General features: G+C 63.8%; 15 protein-coding genes. 7 read left to right on the top strand and 8 right to left on the bottom strand.

Going from position 1 to position 18,482, the window contains the following annotated elements:
- Positions 1-82 precede the first annotated feature (82 nt).
- Complete coding sequence (gene pdxR, locus AC0YKC_RS03130; protein ID WP_140647084.1) at positions 83-1,576, bottom strand: MocR-like pyridoxine biosynthesis transcription factor PdxR; 1,494 nt, start codon at positions 1,574-1,576, stop codon at positions 83-85.
- A 509-nt stretch (positions 1,577-2,085) separates the two neighbouring features.
- Between pdxR and pgi the strand changes: the two genes are divergently transcribed.
- Entirely contained in the window at positions 2,086-3,729 is a 1,644-nt protein-coding gene (pgi, locus tag AC0YKC_RS03125) for a glucose-6-phosphate isomerase (protein WP_320294406.1), read from the top strand.
- A gap of 5 nt (positions 3,730-3,734) precedes the next feature.
- Complete coding sequence (locus AC0YKC_RS03120) at positions 3,735-4,460, top strand: HAD family hydrolase (protein WP_320294407.1); 726 nt, start codon at positions 3,735-3,737, stop codon at positions 4,458-4,460.
- Positions 4,461-4,557: 97 nt separating this feature from the next.
- Here AC0YKC_RS03120 and AC0YKC_RS03115 read toward each other — a convergent pair whose 3' ends face one another.
- Together AC0YKC_RS03115 and AC0YKC_RS03110 are read right to left on the bottom strand one after the other, a co-directional pair.
- Entirely contained in the window at positions 4,558-5,265 is a 708-nt protein-coding gene (locus AC0YKC_RS03115; protein WP_488509945.1) for a class I SAM-dependent methyltransferase, read from the bottom strand.
- The gene (locus AC0YKC_RS03110) at positions 5,262-7,226 is read right to left on the bottom strand and encodes a long-chain-fatty-acid--CoA ligase (RefSeq protein ID WP_488509943.1); all 1,965 of its coding nucleotides are present in this window, start codon (positions 7,224-7,226) and stop codon (positions 5,262-5,264) included. Before AC0YKC_RS03110 ends, AC0YKC_RS03115 begins: the two co-directional genes overlap by 4 nt.
- A gap of 461 nt (positions 7,227-7,687) precedes the next feature.
- Between AC0YKC_RS03110 and AC0YKC_RS03105 the strand changes: the two genes are divergently transcribed.
- The 5 genes from AC0YKC_RS03105 to AC0YKC_RS03085 are packed head-to-tail and all read left to right on the top strand — an operon-like array spanning position 7,688 to position 12,930.
- The gene (locus AC0YKC_RS03105) at positions 7,688-9,286 is read left to right on the top strand and encodes an ABC transporter substrate-binding protein (protein ID WP_488509940.1); all 1,599 of its coding nucleotides are present in this window, start codon (positions 7,688-7,690) and stop codon (positions 9,284-9,286) included.
- Positions 9,287-9,336: 50 nt separating this feature from the next.
- Positions 9,337-10,344: an ABC transporter permease subunit gene (locus AC0YKC_RS03100; RefSeq protein ID WP_320294410.1), complete on the top strand. Its 1,008-nt coding sequence runs from the start codon at positions 9,337-9,339 to the stop codon at positions 10,342-10,344.
- On the top strand, positions 10,344-11,255 hold the full coding sequence (locus tag AC0YKC_RS03095) for an ABC transporter permease subunit (protein ID WP_434725071.1): 912 nt from the start codon (positions 10,344-10,346) through the stop codon (positions 11,253-11,255). The genes AC0YKC_RS03100 and AC0YKC_RS03095 overlap by 1 nt, the downstream gene beginning before the upstream one ends.
- A complete protein-coding gene (locus AC0YKC_RS03090; protein WP_434725072.1) occupies positions 11,255-12,106 on the top strand; it encodes an ABC transporter ATP-binding protein in 852 nt (283 codons plus the stop codon). The genes AC0YKC_RS03095 and AC0YKC_RS03090 overlap by 1 nt, the downstream gene beginning before the upstream one ends.
- The gene (locus AC0YKC_RS03085) at positions 12,103-12,930 is read left to right on the top strand and encodes a dipeptide ABC transporter ATP-binding protein (protein WP_434725073.1); all 828 of its coding nucleotides are present in this window, start codon (positions 12,103-12,105) and stop codon (positions 12,928-12,930) included. The genes AC0YKC_RS03090 and AC0YKC_RS03085 overlap by 4 nt, the downstream gene beginning before the upstream one ends.
- Positions 12,931-13,212: 282 nt before the next feature.
- On the opposite strand, the gene AC0YKC_RS03080 is transcribed toward AC0YKC_RS03085, so the two are convergent.
- The 5 genes from AC0YKC_RS03080 to AC0YKC_RS03060 form a co-directional block, all read right to left on the bottom strand.
- The gene (locus tag AC0YKC_RS03080) at positions 13,213-14,502 is read right to left on the bottom strand and encodes a cysteine desulfurase-like protein (RefSeq protein WP_488509937.1); all 1,290 of its coding nucleotides are present in this window, start codon (positions 14,500-14,502) and stop codon (positions 13,213-13,215) included.
- Between the two features lie 43 nt (positions 14,503-14,545).
- On the bottom strand, positions 14,546-15,220 hold the full coding sequence (locus AC0YKC_RS03075) for an amino acid ABC transporter permease (protein WP_434725075.1): 675 nt from the start codon (positions 15,218-15,220) through the stop codon (positions 14,546-14,548).
- A gap of 161 nt (positions 15,221-15,381) precedes the next feature.
- Positions 15,382-16,179: an ABC transporter substrate-binding protein gene (locus tag AC0YKC_RS03070; protein ID WP_320294415.1), complete on the bottom strand. Its 798-nt coding sequence runs from the start codon at positions 16,177-16,179 to the stop codon at positions 15,382-15,384.
- 89 nt (positions 16,180-16,268) lie between these two features.
- Positions 16,269-17,468: a pyridoxal phosphate-dependent aminotransferase gene (locus AC0YKC_RS03065; RefSeq protein ID WP_488509933.1), complete on the bottom strand. Its 1,200-nt coding sequence runs from the start codon at positions 17,466-17,468 to the stop codon at positions 16,269-16,271.
- Positions 17,469-17,630: 162 nt separating this feature from the next.
- Positions 17,631-18,392, bottom strand: a complete 762-nt coding sequence (locus tag AC0YKC_RS03060; RefSeq protein WP_488509929.1) for an HpcH/HpaI aldolase family protein — start codon at positions 18,390-18,392, stop codon at positions 17,631-17,633.
- Positions 18,393-18,482 lie beyond the last annotated feature (90 nt).

The following is an 18,482-nucleotide window of genomic DNA, read 5'->3' as shown; positions in this document are numbered from 1 at the left end:
CCAGGGCTCTAAAGCAACAGGTGCGCGCCAAAACAAAAAGAGCCGGCGCTGCGCCGGCTCCTTTTCAGGATGTCTGTGGCGATCAGGCGGCGGCGGGCCTGCGTCCGGCCGCGGTGGCAAGTTCGCGGATGCCCGGCTCGATATGCTGCAGCGAGATCGAGGAGATGCCCAAGCGCATGAAACGAGAGGGCTTTTCGCTGCGGTCGAAGAACCGGTCGCCTGGCTCGATGATGACGCTGCGCGAAGCGGCGGCTTCCGCCAGTCCGCGTGAATCGGTGCCGCGCGGCCCCTCCAGCCAGAGCGATGTGCCGCCCGCCGAGTCGGTCGAGCGCCATTCTGGCAGGAAAGCGGAAATCGCATGGACCAGACGCTTGCGCCGTTCGTCGAAGGCGGTGGAAAGCCTGCGCACCAGCGCCTCGTGATGGCCGAGCGACAGGAACAGCGCGACGGCGCGCTGGTTGTTTGCCGGCGGGTGCCTGAGCATGAAGCGGCGCAGCGCGCGAAGCTCGGCGATCAGCCCCGCCGAGGCGACGATGTAGCCAAGCCTGAGACCTGGAGCCAATGTCTTCGACATCGAGCCGACATAGATGACGCGGCCCGAGCGATCGAGGCTCTTCAGCGCCTGCTGCGGCGCCTCGTCGAGCAACTGGCTGTCATAACCGTCCTCGATGATGATCTGGTTGTTGCGGTTGGCGCGCGCCAGGAGATCCTGCCGCCGCTCCGCCGACAGCGGCACCATGGTGGGGCAATGGTGGCTGGGCGTGACGAAGACGAAGCCGGAATCGCTGGGAATAGAAGACGTTACGATGCCCGACTGGTCGACCGGGACCGGCTGAATATCGGCGCCGGCCAACCGGAAGATCGAGCGCGCGTCCGGGTAGCCTGGGTCTTCCATCGCCACCTTCGAGCCCTTGGTCATCAACAGCGTGGCCAGCATGTAGAGCGCGTTCTGCGCCCCCAGCGTCACGATGATCTCGTCCGGATTGGCGAAGATGCCGCGCCGCGGCAGAAGCCTGGCCTGGATCTGCTCGATCAGCAGCGGATCGTCGCGGTCGACCATGTCGGACGCCCAGTTGCGGATCTCGAGCACCGCCAGCGCCATGCGGTTGCACTCGCGCCATTCGGCGGTCGGAAACAGCGCCGGATCGAACTGGCCGTAGACGAACGGATAGGAGGACTTGATCCAGTTGTCGTGCTTGGCCGGCGGCGGCATGTCGCTTGCGGCGATCTGCCGGCGCGCCTTCCAGTCGATCTCGTTCTGCTGGTCGGGCGCCTTCTGATGCGGCTTGGCGGGGGTGGCCAGCACGTCCGGATTGACGAAATGGCCGCGCCGCTCGCGCGCCACCAGGAACCCCTGGTCGACCAACTGCTGAAAGGCCAGTACCACCGTGCCGCGGGCAACTCCAAGTTTTTCCGCGAGAATTCGGCACGACGGCAACGGCATCGAGGCGGCGATCTGTCGGTCGAGAATGGCCGCGACGATCGCCTGGCGGATCTGCGCCTGGAGGGTCTGGCCGGATTCAGCCGAAATCCGGAACAGGCCGGACCATATGGCCGTGTCATTGCGCTGTGGCATGGGAAATCTTCCTCGGATGGCCAGCTGTTTTCACTTGGCTGGACCAGTGGAGTGTATGGGTGGCATAAGGGGTTGCGCCAATCAATTTTTCTGATCGCTGGGATTTATGCCAGTGATCTATCAGGCGCGACGCACAGCGTCGTCGCCCCGCGTCAAAGCGCGATGCGAAGCATCCAAGCGCGATGCGAAGCATCGTCGCGGCACCCACCTAAGCGCGACGCGCAGCGTCGTCGCCTCGCGTTTAAGCGCGATGCGAAGCATCGTCGCGGCACCATAAAGGCGCGATGCGAAGCATCGTCGCGGCACCATAAAGGCGCGATGCGCAGCATCGTCGCCGCCGGCGCACGGTACCCCTTCACCGTCCAACACCACCCTCATCAAAGCGTGATGCAGTGCGGCAATCCCACGCTTGAACGAAATGGAAATCGGCTCGATAGAATGACGCGCCGACACGCGCCGGAAACATCCGGCCTGTTAAAATGGTCTAAAAACCCGCCAGGAGCCCGCCAGTGGACCAGTCATCCTTCGACAAGCAACTTGCTGCCTTGCGCGATCAGCGCGCGGCGGCCAAGGGCTCGATGCGCGAGGCCTTCGCCGCCGATCCCAAGCGCTTCGAGACATTTTCCGCCACCGATGGAGACCTTCTGCTCGACTGGTCGAAATGCGCGGTCGACGCGAACACGATGACGATGCTGGAAAAGCTCGCGGGCGCGGCCGATCTCGCGGGACGCCGCGCGGCGATGTTCGAAGGCAAGAAGATCAACATCACCGAGAACCGTGCCGTGCTGCACACCGCGCTGCGCAACCTGACCGGCAAGAGCGTGATCGTCGACGGCCAGGACACCAAGGCCGACGTGATTGCCGTGCTCGACGCCATGGGCGCCTTCGCCGACGCCATCCGCTCGGGCAAGGCGGCCGGCGCCACCGGCAAGAAGATCACCGACATCGTCAACATCGGCATCGGCGGCTCGGACCTCGGCCCGGCGATGGTGACGCTGGCGCTCGCGCCCTATCACGACGGGCCGCGCGCGCACTATGTCTCCAATGTCGACGGCGCCCATATCCATGACACGCTGAAGGGCCTCTCCCCGGAAACGACCTTGTTCATCATCGCCTCCAAGACCTTCACCACGGTCGAGACGATGACGAATGCCGAGACGGCGCGCGATTGGGTGCAGAAGGCGCTGGGCAAGGAAGCGGTCGGCAAGCATTTCGCCGCCGTCTCGACCGCGCTCGACCTCGTGGCCAAATTCGGCATCGAAGAAGACCGCGTCTTCGGCTTCTGGGACTGGGTCGGCGGCCGCTACTCGGTCTGGAGCGCCATCGGCCTGCCGGTGATGATTTCCGTCGGCCCGCGCAACTTCCGCGCTTTCCTCGACGGCGCGCATGAGATGGACGAGCATTTCCGTACCGCGCCGATGCAGAAGAACCTGCCGGTGCTGCTCGGGCTGATCGGTTGGTGGCATCGCGTCGTCTGCAAATATCCGGCCCGTGCCGTCATCCCTTACGACCAGCGCCTGTCGCGTCTGCCGGCCTATCTGCAGCAGCTCGACATGGAATCGAACGGCAAGAGCGTCACGCTGGACGGCACCGCGGTCGCCACGCCGACCGGGCCGCTGGTCTGGGGCGAGCCCGGCACCAACGGCCAGCATGCCTTCTTCCAACTCCTGCACCAGGGCACCGACTTCATCCCGGTCGAATTCCTCGCCGCCGCTGTCGGTCACGAGCCCGAATTGAAACACCAGCACGACCTTCTGCTCGCCAACTGCCTGGCGCAGTCGGAGGCCTTCATGAAGGGGCGCACGTTGGAAGAGGCGCGCGCGCAGATGCTGGCCAAGGGAATGAAGCCGGCCGACGTCGACCGCATCGCGCCGCACCGCGTCTTCTCGGGCAATCGCCCGTCGCTCACCATCCTCTACCGCAAGCTCGATCCGCGTACATTGGGTCGGCTTATCGCGCTTTATGAACATCGCGTCTTCGTCGAGGGCACGCTGTTCAACATCAATTCCTTCGACCAGTGGGGGGTCGAACTCGGCAAGGAATTGGCGACGGGCCTGCTGCCTGTCGTTGAGGGCAAGGAGACTGCCGCAAAACGCGACGCCTCGACTGCCGGTCTGGTGGGACACATCCACCACTTGCGCGGTTCGGAGTAAAAGGATTGGCAGACATCAAGGGAATTCTCTTCGACAAGGACGGCACGCTTGTCGACTTCAACACAACCTGGCTCGGCGTCGCCGACTTCATGGCGATGGATGCCGCCGAGGGCGACCGCTGGAAAGCGGATCGGCTGCTGGCCGCCGCCGGCTTCGACTTCGTCACGAAACGCTTCAAGCCCGATTCGATCTTCGCCTCCGGCTCGAACATGGACGTCGTCGAGCTCTGGTTCCCGCGTCTGTCCGACGAGGACCAGATGCACGCCGTTGCCCGCTTCAATGAGATTACCTCGGTGCAAGGGTCGGCCATGGCGGTCGCGCTGCCGGGCGTCATCGACTCGTTGCGGACATTGCACAAACGATCCTATCGCATGGGCGTCGCCACCAACGATTCGACCAGCGGCGCCGAACGGACGCTCGCTACGCTGGGCATCGCGCAGCTCTTCGACGCCGCCTTCGGCTATGACGCCGTCGCCAACTCCAAGCCGGCGCCCGACACGGTGGTCGCCTTCTGCGACCTGACCGGGTTGAAGCCCGGCGAGATCGCCATGGTCGGCGACAACCGCCATGATCTGGAAATGGCACGCGCCGGCGGCTGCGGCCTGGCGGTGGGCGTGCTCTCCGGCACCGGCACGCGCGACTCGCTGGCGCCGATGGCGGACATCGTTCTGGATTCGGTCGCCGACCTGCCGGATTTTCTGGCCGCGCGGGTGAACGTTCCGGCGGGCTAGAGCGTTTCGCCGTTTCACGGAAACGGCAAACCGCTCTATCTCCTTGTTTTTACGCAATTCCGGACGGAAAACCGTTCACACTTTTCCTGGAATTGCTCTAACCGGATTTCGCAACAAAAGCGAACACGGCGCTTGGCCTGGGCTCGCTGCCGCCGTTTCCGCCGACATCCGGCACCTGGTATTCGCCGAGCAGGCAAAGCCGTGGCCTGGGCAGCCAGGCGCGGCCGGGATCGCCGACCAGCACGTCGATGCCGGCGGCGAGGCAGCGGTCGAGGAACGGCATCATCCGCCGTCCTACGTCCTGCGCGTAGAAGACGTCGCCCGCCAGCACCAGGTCGACCGCCGGCGGCGGACCGGCGGTAATGTCCTTGTCGACGATCTCGATGGCGACACCATTGGCTTTTGCGTTGAGGCGGAGCGCCGCCACGCCGTTGCGGTCGATCTCCGCCGCGATCACCGCGCGCGCTCCGGCTTTTGCCGCCGCGATGCCGACCAGCCCCGAGCCGGCGCCGAGGTCGAGCACGCGCTTACCGGCGACGATCGACGGACGGTCGAGGATATAGCGGGCCAGCACCGCGCCGCCCGCCCAGGCATAGGCCCAGTAGGGCGGCTGCGACTCGGCCTCGTCCACACCGTTGTCGTCGTCCGGTTCGAGCAGCCGCCGCAGGCCGCTGCCGGGATGCGCCTGATAGAGCCGGACCTCCGGCAGCGACGGCACCGGCGCCAGCCGCATGTTCGCCTCGATGAATTCCGCCGGATCGAGCGGCTTGCCTCGCTCCGGTGTCTCGCCGGCGGAATCGCTCAAGCCTGGTCCCGCAGCGCCCGCCGCAGAATCTTGCCGACCGGCGTCTTCGGCAGCTCGGTGCGGAATTCGATGAATTTCGGCCGCTTGTAGCCGGTCAGGTTCTCGCGACAATAGGCCATCAGCGTCTCGACGGTGAGCGCCGGATCCTTCTTCACCACGAACAATTTAGGCACTTCGCCGGAGTGCTCGTCCGGCACGCCGATCGCCGCCACTTCGAGCACGCCCGGATGATGCGCCACCACCTCTTCCAGCTCGTTGGGATAGACGTTGAAGCCGGAGACCAGGATCATGTCCTTCTTGCGGTCGACGATCTTGGTGTAGCCGCGCTCGTCCATGAAGCCCATGTCGCCGGATTTGAAGAAGCCGTCCTCGGTCATCGCCTTGGCGGTCTCGTCGGGCCGGTTCCAGTAGCCGGCCATCACCTGCGGACCGCGGATGCAGATCTCGCCCACTTCGCCTAGCGGCACGTTGTTGCCGTCGTCGTCGCGGATGGCGATTTCGGTCGAAGGCAGCGGCAGTCCGATCGTGCCGGTGAAGTCGCTGGAGCTGAACTTGTTGGCGGTCGCCACAGGCGAGGTTTCGGAGAGCCCGTAGCCTTCGCTCACCGGACAGCCGGTCAGCGCCTTCCAGCGTTCGGCGACGCCCTTCTGCACCGCCATGCCGCCGCCCAGCGTCAGGATCAGCGGCTTGAAGTCCAGCTTGCGGAACTCCTCATTGTTGAGCAGCGCGTTGAACAGCGTGTTGAGGCCTGGGAAGATGTGCATCGGGTATTTCGCCAGTTCCTTGACGAAGCCCGGAATGTCGCGCGGGTTGGGGATCAGCACGTTCTGCGCGCCCTGCTGCATGCCCATCAGCGCGTTCACCGTCAGCGCGAAGATGTGATAGAGCGGCAGCGCGCAGATGAAGTTGAGATGCGCCGGCTTCGGCTTCACCGTATAGGCGTCCTCCACCCACAGCGAATTCTGCGCGACGTTCGAAAGCACGTTGCGATGCAGCAGCACGGCGCCTTTCGAGACGCCGGTGGTGCCGCCCGTATATTGCAGGAAGGCGATGTCGTCGCCGGAGACCGTGGGCGGCTTGAAGGCGATGGTCGCGCCGGTCTTGAGCACGGCGTTGAACTTGACATGGCCGGGCAGCGACCACGCCGGAACCATCTTCTTCACCCGCCGCACGACGATGTTGACGATGGCGCCCTTGAGGCCGCCCAGCATGTCGCCCATCGCGGCGACGATGACATGCTTGACCGGCGTCCTGGCGATCACCGCCTGCAGCGTGCCGGCGAAGTTTTCGAGGATGACGATCGCCTGCGCGCCGGAATCCTTCAGCTGATGTTCCAGTTCGCGCGGCGTGTAGAGCGGATTGACGTTCACCACGGTATAGCCGGCGCGCAGTATGGCCATCATCGCCACCGGATACTGCAGCACGTTCGGCATCATCAGCGCCACGCGCGCGCCCTTCTCCAGGCCTCTCGCCTGCAGATAGGCGCCAAACGCGGCCGACAGCCGCTCGAGCTCGGCATAGGTAATCGACTTGCCCATGCACACGAAGGCCGGCTGCCCGCCGAATTGCTTGCAGGCGCCGACCAGGAACTCGCCGATGGACTTGTAGGGCAGGGCGCCGATCTCGGCCGGCATGTTCTTCGGATAGCTTTTCAGCCAAGGCTTTTCCGGCAGGCCGACAGTGAGCGCGGTGATCGCCTTCGGCAGGCCCTTCGAGACAGGCCTGGCGGCGTTCGGCTGGGCAGCCTCCGCTTTTGCGGTTGCCGGTTTGCCCACTTTCGCGGCTACGGCCTTGGTCTTTGTCGCCGCGGGCTTGGCGGCGGCCGGCTTTGCGGCGGCCTTGGCGGGCGCCGGCTTTGCCTTGGGCGTTGCTTTGGCCTTGGCAGCCTTGGGCGCTTCGCTTTCGGCGGCGGCCTTGGCCTTTGCTTTTGCCGCGGCGGTCGTCTTGGCTGCTTTTGCCACCTGTCTCTCCCTGTCGCCTTCTAGCTGGGCGCCCGCTTCCAACGAAGCGTCCTCCACGCCGGTTGCGGATTTTCCGGGAAATCCCGCCCATCGTCTATGTATTGCCTCTATCGGCGAGCGTGCAAGCCTTGCCCCAGCGGCAGGGCGGGGAAAGATTTGCGGTCAAAATCCTATGCCTCGGCGGCCTCATATATCGTGCCTGGGCAGCAGGCAGACCGCAGGCAGTCAGGCCCCGTGAGCCCATTTCTCAAGGCGGGCAATCAATAAAAAAAAGCCGTCGTTAATAATGTCGTGAGTAGAAAAAACTACTCGCCTTTTCTACTTTCTGAGCAAAAACTAGATTCTTTTCCTGCTTCCCGTGGGGTACGCAAACGGGGTGTTCCAAAGGCGAAGAAACGGTGCTTATATGCGCCCTTCGCGAGCCTGATAGAGGGGCTTGAGAGAACATCAGGGAGTGCTCAATGAAAAAGACAATGACTTTTGCAGCCGCGTTGCTGGCTGCAAGCGTCCTCAGCGGCATGGCCAGTGCTAAGACGCTCGTTTATTGCTCGGAAGCGTCGCCGGCCAATTTCGATCCGGGTACGACGACTGGCGGCAACGACTTCGACGCCTCGTCGCGCACGGTCTATTCGCGACTGGTCGAGTTCAAGCACGGCGGCACCGAGGTCGAGCCGGGTCTTGCCGACAAGTGGGAAATCTCCGACGACGGCCTGGTCTATACTTTCCATCTGCATCCGGGTGTGAAGTTCCAGACCACCGATTATTTCAAGCCGACGCGCGACCTCAACGCCGACGACGTCGTCTTCTCCTTCGATCGCCAGTTCAACAAGGAAAATCCCTGGAACGGCGATAAGTATCTGCCGAACCTGACCTGGGACTATTACACGGGCATGGACATGCCGAAATACGTCGCCAAGTGGGAGAAGGTCGATGACCTCACCGTCAAGCTGACGCTGACCGAGCCGAACGCGCCGATGCTGGCAAACCTCGGCATGGACTTCGCCTCGATCGTGTCGAAGGAATATGCCGACCAGCTCCAGAAGGACGGCAAGATGGCCGACTTCTCGACCAAGCCGATCGGCACCGGCCCGTTCCAGTTCGTCGACTATCAGCTGGATTCGGTCATCCGCTACGCGGCCAATCCGGACTACTTCAAGGGCAAGGAAAAGATCGACGACCTGGTCTTCGCCATCACGCCTGACGCGACCGCCCGCATCCAGAAGGTGCTGGCCGGCGAATGCGATATCGCGCCGTATCCGAACCCGGCCGACATCGCCACCATCAAGGCCAACAAGGACGTGACCCTGATGGATCAGGCCGGCCTGAACATCGGCTATATGAGCTACAACACCACGATCCCACCGCTCGACAAACCGGAAGTGCGCCATGCGCTCAACCAGGCGATCGACCGGGAAGCGCTGATCAAGTCGCTGTTCCAGGATGCCGGCGCCACGCCTGCCGAAAACCTGATCCCGCCGACCATGTGGTCGTGGAACAAGGACGTGAAGGCCGACGCCTACAATCCGGACGCGGCCAAGAAGGTGCTGGCCGATGCCGGGCTGAAGGACATCCAGCTCTGGGCTTCCGACCGCGTTCGTCCGTACAACCCGAACTTCCAGCGTGCGGCGGAACTGATCCAGGCCGATTGGGCCAAGGTCGGCGTCAAGGCAGAGATCGTCAACTACGAGTGGACCAAGTATCGCTCGGAAGGCAAGAAGAAGGACCGTCCCGGCGCCTTCCAGATCGGCTGGACCGGTGACAATGGCGATCCGGACAACTTCTTCGCCACTCTCTTCGCCTGCTCTGCCATCGGCGTCTCGAACTACTCAAGCTGGTGCGACAAGGACTTCGAGGACCTGATCCAGAAAGCCAAGAAGACGAGCGACCAGGCCGAGCGCACCAAGCTCTATGAACAGGCCCAGGTGATCTTCGCCAAGGAAGCGCCCGCCTTCCTGCTGGCCCACAGCCAGGTTTACGCGGTCGTTCGCAATAATGTCAGCGGCTTCAAGATGGACCCGCTCGGCATTCATCGCTTCGACGGCGTTGACAAGGCCGAATAATATTGCGAACGGGGCGGCGCAATTCCAGCGCCGCCCCATTCCATTTGACGATGCTCAGATATCTTCTCAACAAAATCGCCCTCCTGATCCCGACTTTGGTCGGCATCACCATCTGCGCCTTCGCGTTCGTGCGGCTGCTGCCCGGCGATCCGATCCTCGCCATGGCCGGCGAGCATGGCGTTGCCCCCGCCCGCTACGAAGAACTCAAGCAGCAGTTCGGCTTCAATCTGCCGATCTGGGAGCAGTACGCGCGTTATGTCAGTGAGGTCGCCACCGGCGATTTCGGCGTCTCGATTTCGTCCAAGCGCCCGGTTCTCGAGGAGTTCAAGACGCTCTTCCCGGCGACGCTGGAACTGTCCTTCTTCGCCATGATTTTCGCCATGGCGCTCGGCATTCCGGCCGGCATCTTTGCGGCGATCAAGCGTGGCTCGTGGTTCGACCAGTCGCTGATGGGCACGGCGCTCGTCGGCTACTCCATGCCGATCTTCTGGTGGGGCCTGCTGCTCATCATCTTTTTCTCCGGCTATCTCGGCTGGACACCGGTCAACGGCCGCATCGACCTGCAGTACTTCTTCAAGCCGATCACCGGCTTCATGACCATCGACACCTTGCTCTACGGCAAATGGGATGCGTTTCGCTCGGTATTGCGCCACCTGGTGCTGCCGACAATTGTGCTCGGCACAATTCCGCTGGCTGTGATAGCGCGCCAGACACGCTCCGCCATGCTCGAGGTGCTGGGCGAGGACTATGTGCGGACTGCCCGCGCCAAAGGCCTTTCGTCGGCCCGAGTCATCGGCGTGCATGCCCTGCGCAATGCGCTCATTCCGGTGGTCACCACCATCGGCCTGCAGGTTAGCACGTTGCTCGCCGGCGCCATCCTTACCGAAACGATCTTCTCCTGGCCGGGCATCGGCAGGTGGATGGTCGAGTCCATATCCAAGCGCGACTATGTTGTCGTGCAGTCCGGCCTGCTCCTGATCGCGCTTATCGTCATGGCCGTGAACCTGATCGTCGACGTGCTCTATGCAGTCATCAACCCGCGCATAAGGGCGGCGTGATGAGCCAGTCGACCGAAATCGCCCCGATGGCGGCCGGCAATCCGGACCGTCTCACCGGCCTGAAGACCTTCTGGCATTACTTCTCGGTCAACCGCGGTGCGGTGATCGGCCTGTTCGTCTTCATCCTGCTGGTGCTGGCGGCGCTCTTCGCGCCGCTGCTCGCGCCCTATGCGCCCGATGTGCAGGACAAGACGGCGTTCCTGCGGCCCCCCGCCTGGCAGGACGGCGGCTCGGCGCAGTATCTGCTCGGCACCGACCCAGTCGGCCGCGACATCCTCTCGCGCCTGCTCTACGGCGCGCGCTTCTCGCTGCTCATCGGCGCCGTCGTCGTTACGCTGGCGCTCACCGGCGGCATCACGCTCGGCCTGCTCGCCGGCTATTTCCGCGGCTGGGTCGACGTCGCGATCATGCGCGTCATGGACCTGATCCTGGCCTTCCCGTCGCTGCTTCTGGCGCTGGTGCTGGTCACCATCCTCGGCCCCGGCCTGTTCAATGCGATGCTGGCCATCGCGCTTGTCTTGCAGCCGCATTTCGCGCGGTTGGTGCGCGCCGCCGTCATGGCCGAGAAAAGCCGCGAATATGTCGTGGCGGCGAAGGTCGCGGGAGCCGGTCATACCCGGTTGATGCTGCGCACTATCCTGCCCAACTGCCTGGCACCGCTGATCGTCCAGGGCACGCTGTCCTTCTCCAACGCCATCCTCGAAGCCGCCGCTCTCGGCTTCCTGGGTCTGGGCGCGCAGCCGCCGACGCCGGAATGGGGCACCATGCTTGCCACGGCGCGCGAGTTCATCCTGCGCGCCTGGTGGGTGGTGACTTTCCCGGGTCTCGCCATCCTGATCACCGTGCTTGCCATCAACCTTGTCGGCGACGGCTTGCGCGATGCGCTCGATCCCAAGCTGAGGAGGTCGTGATGGCGCTGCTCGACATCCAGAACCTCGTCGTCGAGTTCCAGACCGCGTCCGGTCCCTTCCGTGCTGTCGACGGCGTCTCGCTCCATGTCGACGAGCGCGAGGTGCTCGCTATTGTCGGCGAATCCGGCTCCGGCAAATCGGTGTCGATGCTGGCCGTCATGGGCCTGCTGCCGTGGACGGCGAGCGTCACCGCCGACCGCATGACCTTCAATGGCCGCGACCTGCTGAAGATCAGCCCGGCCGATCGCCGCAAGATCATTGGCAAGGACGTCGCCATGATCTTCCAGGAGCCGGTCGCCAGCCTCAACCCCTGCTTCACTGTCGGCATGCAGATCGAGGAAGTGCTGCGTTTCCATATGGGCATGGACAAGGCCCAGCGCCGCGCCCGCGCCATCGAGCTTTTCAAGCAGGTCGGCATTCCGGAACCGGCCGACCGGCTCAATTCCTTCCCGCACCAGATGTCGGGCGGCCAGTGCCAGCGCGTCATGATCGCCATGGCGATCGCCTGCAATCCGAAGCTGTTGATTGCCGACGAGCCGACCACCGCGCTCGACGTCACCATCCAGAAGCAGATCCTCGATCTGCTGGTCTCGCTGCAGGCCAAATACGGCATGGGCCTGATCATGATCACCCACAATATGGGCGTGGTGGCCGAAACCGCCGACCGCGTCATCGTCCAGTACAAGGGCCGCAAGATGGAAGAGGCCGACGTGCTGTCGCTCTTTGAATCGCCGAAGAGCAACTACACGCGCGCGCTGCTCTCGGCGCTGCCGGAGAACGCCGTCGGCGACCGGCTGCCGACCGTCTCCGACATGCTGTTCGAACCTGCGCCTTCAGGAGCCGGCGCATGACCAAGGTCGTCGAAGGCAAGGACATCAAGCGCGACTACCATGTCGGCGGCGGCCTGTTCCGCGGCGCGCGCACCGTGCATGCGGTGAAGGGCGTTTCCTTCAGTGTCGAGAAGGGCAAGACGCTTGCCATCGTCGGCGAGAGTGGCTGCGGCAAGTCCACGCTTGCCCGCATTATCACGCTGATCGACCCGGCCACCTCCGGCGAGCTTTTCATCGACGGCAACAAGGTCGATATCGCCCGGGACGGGCTCACGAAGGAAATGCGCCGCAAGGTGCAGATCGTCTTCCAGAACCCTTATGGTTCGCTCAACCCGCGTCAGAAGATCGGCGACGTGCTCGGCGAGCCGCTGCTGATCAACACCGACAAGCCGGCCGAGGAACGGCGCGACCTGGCGATGAAGATGCTGAAGAAGGTCGGCCTCGGACCCGAGCACTACAACCGCTACCCGCATATGTTCTCGGGCGGCCAGCGCCAGCGCATCGCCATTGCCCGCGCGCTGATGCTGAACCCGAGCCTCCTTGTGCTGGACGAACCGGTTTCGGCGCTCGACCTGTCGGTGCAGGCGCAGGTGCTCAACCTGCTTGCCGACCTGCAGGACGAGTTCAAGCTGACCTACGTCTTCATCAGCCACGACCTCTCGGTGGTGCGCTACATCGCCGACGACGTGATGGTCATGTATTTCGGCGAAGCCGTCGAATACGGCCCGCGCGACGAGGTCTTCTCCGACCCCAAGCACGCCTACACCAAGACGCTCTTCGCCGCGACGCCGCGCGCCGACATCGCCTCGATCAAGGCGAGGCTGGCGAAGAAGAAGGCGGCCTGACGTCTGCTTCGTCCTCCTAGAGGGCGCTGGCCTTTGGGTCCTCATTCTAGGGCGGAGCGCTGCGAAGCAGCGCGCAGACCCTAGAATCCATGCCGTTACCTCACTCGAAAGGCGCAGCGGTGCAGAATTCTACACCGTGAGCGGCGCTCATACGTCACGGCATGGATCCTCGGGTCTGCGCCGCGTCGCTTCGCTCCTTGCTCTGCCCGTGGATGACGACATTGGAATGGCTGCGTCCCCTACCTCCCCCTCGTGGGAGGTCCGGGTGGGGAAAGCGTCCACCTACGACAGCTTCGCAATAATCGCCCGCAGCGCTTCCCCAAACCGGCGCACTTCCTCGACCGTGTTGTAATGCACCAGCGAGGCGCGGATCGCGCCGCTGTCCATCGACAAATTGAGCCGCTTCATCAGCCTTGGCGCATACATATGGCCATCGCGGATGCCTATCTGCATGGCCGCCATCTCCTCGACGATGCGCTGCGGCGACAGCTTGCCGATGTTGAAGCAGAAGGTCGGCACGCGCTCGTGGATGCGCGCCTCGTCGGCGACGCCGTAGATCGTGGCGCCGCAACCCTTCAGCACCTTCATCATCTCGCGCGCCAGCATGAGCTCATAGTCACGGATGGCGTTCATGCCGGCTGCGATGTTGTCGCGGCGCGAGCGGTTGTTCTCAGGCAGGAAATTGCGGCCGATCGATTCCAGGTAGCGCACCGCCGCGTCCATGCCCGACACGTTCTCGTAGATGAAGGTGCCGGCCTCGACCTTGTAGGGCGGCTCGTCGGGAATGAAGTCCTCTCGGAAGGTCGGCAGCCGCTTCAGCGTGTCGAAGCGGCCCCACAGGAAGCCCATATGCGGCGAGAAATTCTTGTAGCCGGAGCAGACGAGATAGTCGCACTGCCAGGCCTGCACGTCCATCAATCCGTGCGGTCCGTAATGCACGCAGTCGAGGAACACTTCGGCGCCGGCGGCATGGGCGATTTTCGCCACCGAGGCGACGTCGACGATCGAGCCGATCGAATGCGCCGTCACCGTGCAGGCGACGAGCCGCGTCCGCTCCGACACCAGCGGCTTGAGGTCGTCGACATTGAGATTGCCGTCCTCACGCATGCGCCACCATTTGAATTTGGCGCCGGCCGATTCCAGCGCCAGCCATGTGGCGATGTTGGCGTCGTGGTCCATGTCGGTGATGACGATCTCGTCGCGTTCCCCATCACCGTCTTTGGCAAGCATCTGGCCGATGCCGAGGCTGACCAGGCGGATGAACGAGGTGGCGTTCATGCCGAAGCAGATTTCGGAGGGGCTGTAGGCGTTGATGAGCAACGCAACGCTCTCCCGCGCCTCGGCGACCGACTGGTCGACGGTGACGCTGCGGCCATAGCGGCCGCCGCGCTGCACATTGTGCGACACGAGGTGGTTGGTCACCGCGTCGAGCACGCTTTGCGGGATCTGCGCGCCGGCGGCATTGTCCATGAAGATGAAGTCGCCGGCCTGCTTGAGCGCCGGAAACATGGAGCGGATTTTTTCGACGGGGAACGCGGCGGCGTTCGTGTTGTCGGTCTGGTGCTTGTTCACGGGTAAGCTCCTGCGAAGGACTTGGATGGGGACTTGGTTGGCGTCAGCGCGTCTTCTCTGTCTGGAAGCGGCGCTCGAGCAGGCTGACGAGGCGAACCATCGGCCAGAGGAAGATGAGATAGACCAGCGCGGCGCCGATCAGCGGCGAGGGGTTGGCGTAGAGCGACTGCGCATTGGTCGCTTCCTTCAAAAGTTCCGGCAGCGCCACGGTCGAGGCCAGCGAGGTATCCTTGAACATCGAGACGCAGTTGCTGGTCATCGGCGGTATGACGACGCGGATCGCTTGCGGCAGCACCACCTTGCGCAAGGTGAGCATGAACGGCAGGCCAAGCGCCTGCGCCGCCTCGAACTGGCCCTTCGGAATGCTCTCGATACCGGAGCGGAACACTTCGGCCGAATAGGCCGACATGATGATGGCGAAAGCAGTGACGGCCGAGGCCCATGACGACAGGCGGATGCCGAGGAAAGGCAGCGCGTAGTAGATCAAGATCAGCACCACCAGCACCGGCAGGGCGCGGAAGATGTCGGTGTAGCCGATGGCGAGCCAGCGCAGCGGCTTCGGCCCGTAGAGCCGCAGCAGGCTGATCGCCAGCCCGACCGCGATGCCGATGACGATGCTCATCACCCCGAGCAGCAGCGTGTTGAGGAAGCCGCGCAGCAGCGCCGGCAGGCTCGACGCAATGACGTCGGGATTGAAGAAGGTGTCGATCAGCGACATGGGAGCGTTCCCGAACCGTGTTGCGTCATGCGATGCCCTAACAGGGCCCGGACGATCGAGATCGGATTAGCCGAAAGCACGGTCGTTCCGGGGACCTCATGCGTCAAACAAGACGTGCCGGCCTTTGGAGCCGGCACGTCGCTCGTTTCGCCAATGGCCGCTCAGGCCTTGGGCAGCGGCATTTCCTTGACGGTCGAAGAATCGGCCGGCGCGTCGGTGCCGAACCACTTCTTGTGGATGGCGGCCAGCGTGCCGTCCTTCTTCATCGCCGTCAGCGCATCGTTCAGCTTGCCGAGCAACGGATGGTCCTTGCTCATCATCAGCCCGTACTGCTCGCCGGTCTTGATGCGCTGCTTGACGACGAGGTCCTTCATCTTCTGGAAGGAGTACTGCATGCCGGGAATGTCGCTGACAGCGGCATCGACGCGGCCGGCGCTGAGGTCGAGCAAAAGGTTCTGCTGCGTGTCGTAGCCCTTCACGTCGCTATAGCCGTCGGCCGCCTGGTGGTTCTTGACCCAGGTCTCGCCGGTCGAGCCGGACAGCACGCCGACGATCTTGCCCTTGAGGTCGGCCTCGGTGTTGATCGCGCTGTCGGTCTTGGTGGCGATGCCCATGTCGGAATCATAGTAGGGCTGGGTGAACGACAGCGTTTTCAGGCGCTCCGGTGTGATGGTGATCGAGGAGATCGCGACATCGATGCGGTTGGAGCTGACAGCCGCAAACAGCGCCTGGAAGCCGAGATCGGCGATATCGGTGGTCATACCGATGCGCTTGGCCGCTTCGTTGATGATGTCGACCTCGAAGCCCTCGAAAGTGCCGCTCTCGTTCTTGTATTCGAAGGGCGGATTGGTCGGGTAGGCACCGACATTGAGCACATCGGCGGCATAAGCGGTGGCGGGGCCGGCGGCGATGCCGATGGCGGCGGCCAGAACAAGCAGGTTGCGACGCGTAAAGCTCATTTGGTTTCCCTCTGGGTCTTCCCTCTGGTTGTTGATCGGGCGGGGCTGACCCCGCACGGTTTCTTGCCGTCCCGCCTCCCAGCGGGGCGTCAATTCATGGCGGCGACCATGCGGGTGAGCGCCGTTTCTATCTGGCCGCTGTCGCGACACACGCACATGCGCAGGAACGCTGCGGCCGAATTTCCAAACAGATGACCGGGCGCCAGCCCGACCCGCGCGGTTTCCAGGATCCTGGCGCAGACCTGCCGCGCATCGCTTTCGCCTTCCATGGCAAAGAAGGCATACATGCCACCGCGCGGTTTGGTCGGCAGGATGATGCCGGGGATTTGCGCCAGCCTGTCATAGGCAAGGTCGAGGCCGGTCCTGATTCGCTGCCTGATTTCCTCGACCAGCGGCTCGCCCTGGCGGATGGCAGCAACGGCGCCCGCCTGGATCGGTGCCGCTGTGCCGCTGTTGATATATTGCGTCATCGCGCCGAGCTGGTCGGCAACGCCCGATGGATGCGTCAGCCAGCCGATGCGCCACCCGGTCATCGCCCAGGCTTTGGAAAAACTGTTGACCGACAGCACCCGGTCGCCGTCCTCGGCGATCTGCAGGATCGAGGGCGCGACGTCACCGTCGAAATAGAGGCGGCCATAGACCTCGTCGGAGATAATCCAGATGCCGGTGCGCCGGCTGAAGTCGAGCAGCGCCTGCATCTCCGCGCGCGTCGCGGTCCAGCCGGTAGGGTTGGACGGCGTCGACAGGAAGATCGCGCGGGTGCGCGCATCGCAGCTTGCGAACAGCCGGTCGAGATCGAGTTGCCAGTCGCCCTTGAAGTCGAGCGAGAACGGACGCGGCTCACCGCCGATCAGGTGGATGGCGTTGTGGATGTTGGGCCATTGCGGCGCGACATAGACGACGTTGGTGCCGGTATCGACCAGAAGTTCCAGCGCCAGGTACAGCGCCTGCATGCCGCCCGGCGTCACCGTGGTGCGGGCGATCGGGATGGAGCGGCCATGGATGCGGGTCTGGTAGTCCGACAGCGCCTCGTTCAGAGGTCCGTGCCCGCGCATGTTGGGCACGTAGAAGGTCAAGCCCTCGTCGAAAGCGGCCTTCGTCGCATCGCGGATGAAGGCCGGCGTCACCACGTCGCCTTCGCCGTACCAGAGCGCGATGACATCGCCGAGCTCACGTGCGCGGACCGCCAGGTTTGCGATGTTCTCCGTGTGCAGGTCGCGAATTTGCGCCCGCACGCCATCGAAAGCATAGCGCGCGCTGGACGACGACTGGGGCAACACGAACGACAAGGACTGAAACCCCTTCCACCAACGATGGACCGACCGGAAAAGCCCCTCCGCCACGGCGGTCGCATCAGCTTCGGATGCTATCCAAAGCGCTGCGCTTTTCAAGGCAAAAGTTTTAAGCTTAAAAAGTTTCTCGGCCCGTTGCCTCGCCGATAGGTCCTTTGGCTAGTCTAGCTCTGCGCGCGCGGCGGTAGCGTTCGCCGCCGCGCCGGCGCCAAGAAACATCGTGTCGCTGGCCAGCACGAAGAAGCTCGCGCCCATGGCCGCCCATCGGCCGACATTCTGCGGGCTGGCGCAGAATATGCCGGCGGTCCGCCCTTGCGCGACGGTCGCGGCGATGATCGTCCTGATCGCCTGGGAGAGCTTGTCCGCGCCCGCCGGTCCGACGGCATCGATCGACACCGAGAGATCGCCTGGGCCGACGAAAATCAGGTCGACGCCGTCGACGGCTGCGATCGCCTCGATATTGGCCAGTCCCTCGGCGGTCTCGACCTGAATGGCAACGATAATCCGGTCATTCGCGGCGGCAAGATATTCGGGAATGCGATAGCCGTAGCCGGCGGCCCGGCCGGGGCCGACACCGCGCTCGCCGAGCGGCGGATAGCGCGAGGCTCTCACCGCCATCTCGGCCTGCGCGGCGGTCGAGACGCGAGGCACGAGCACGCCTTGCGCGCCACTGTCCAGCGCCGCCTGGATGGCTTCGGGCGCATAGCCGGGAACCCGCACCATGGCCGGCACGCGATGCACGTCGGCGGCGCGCACCATGGCCTCGATCATGTCGCGCGAGATCTGTGCGTGCTCCCAGTCGATGCAGAGGAAATCGAGGCCGGACGATGCCATCACTTCGACCGCGACCGGATGGGGAATGGCGGCGAAGGACCCTATGAGGTTCGTCTTGCCGATGCATTTCTGGCGGAACTCGCTCATGTCCATCCCCTTTTCCTGTTGCCCAAATGCATATCCGCAAACGACGGTGACGCGAAGCTGTTTCAGGCTTGAAATATTTTTGCCCGAGCC

Source organism: Mesorhizobium sp. CNPSo 4661, assembly GCF_057784215.1.
Note: the sequence above shows the minus strand (reverse complement) of the source record. Positions and strands in the feature narration are given on the sequence as shown.

Coding starts and splice junctions, on each gene's coding strand:
- pdxR (WP_140647084.1), bottom strand. CDS start 1,576: ATGCCACAGCGCAATGACACGGCCATATGGTCCGGCCTGTTCCGGATT.
- AC0YKC_RS03070 (WP_320294415.1), bottom strand. CDS start 16,179: ATGAGCTTTACGCGTCGCAACCTGCTTGTTCTGGCCGCCGCCATCGGC.
- AC0YKC_RS03090 (WP_434725072.1), top strand. CDS start 11,255: ATGGCGCTGCTCGACATCCAGAACCTCGTCGTCGAGTTCCAGACCGCG.
- AC0YKC_RS03105 (WP_488509940.1), top strand. CDS start 7,688: ATGAAAAAGACAATGACTTTTGCAGCCGCGTTGCTGGCTGCAAGCGTC.
- AC0YKC_RS03060 (WP_488509929.1), bottom strand. CDS start 18,392: ATGAGCGAGTTCCGCCAGAAATGCATCGGCAAGACGAACCTCATAGGG.
- AC0YKC_RS03100 (WP_320294410.1), top strand. CDS start 9,337: ATGCTCAGATATCTTCTCAACAAAATCGCCCTCCTGATCCCGACTTTG.
- AC0YKC_RS03075 (WP_434725075.1), bottom strand. CDS start 15,220: ATGTCGCTGATCGACACCTTCTTCAATCCCGACGTCATTGCGTCGAGC.
- AC0YKC_RS03085 (WP_434725073.1), top strand. CDS start 12,103: ATGACCAAGGTCGTCGAAGGCAAGGACATCAAGCGCGACTACCATGTC.
- AC0YKC_RS03095 (WP_434725071.1), top strand. CDS start 10,344: ATGAGCCAGTCGACCGAAATCGCCCCGATGGCGGCCGGCAATCCGGAC.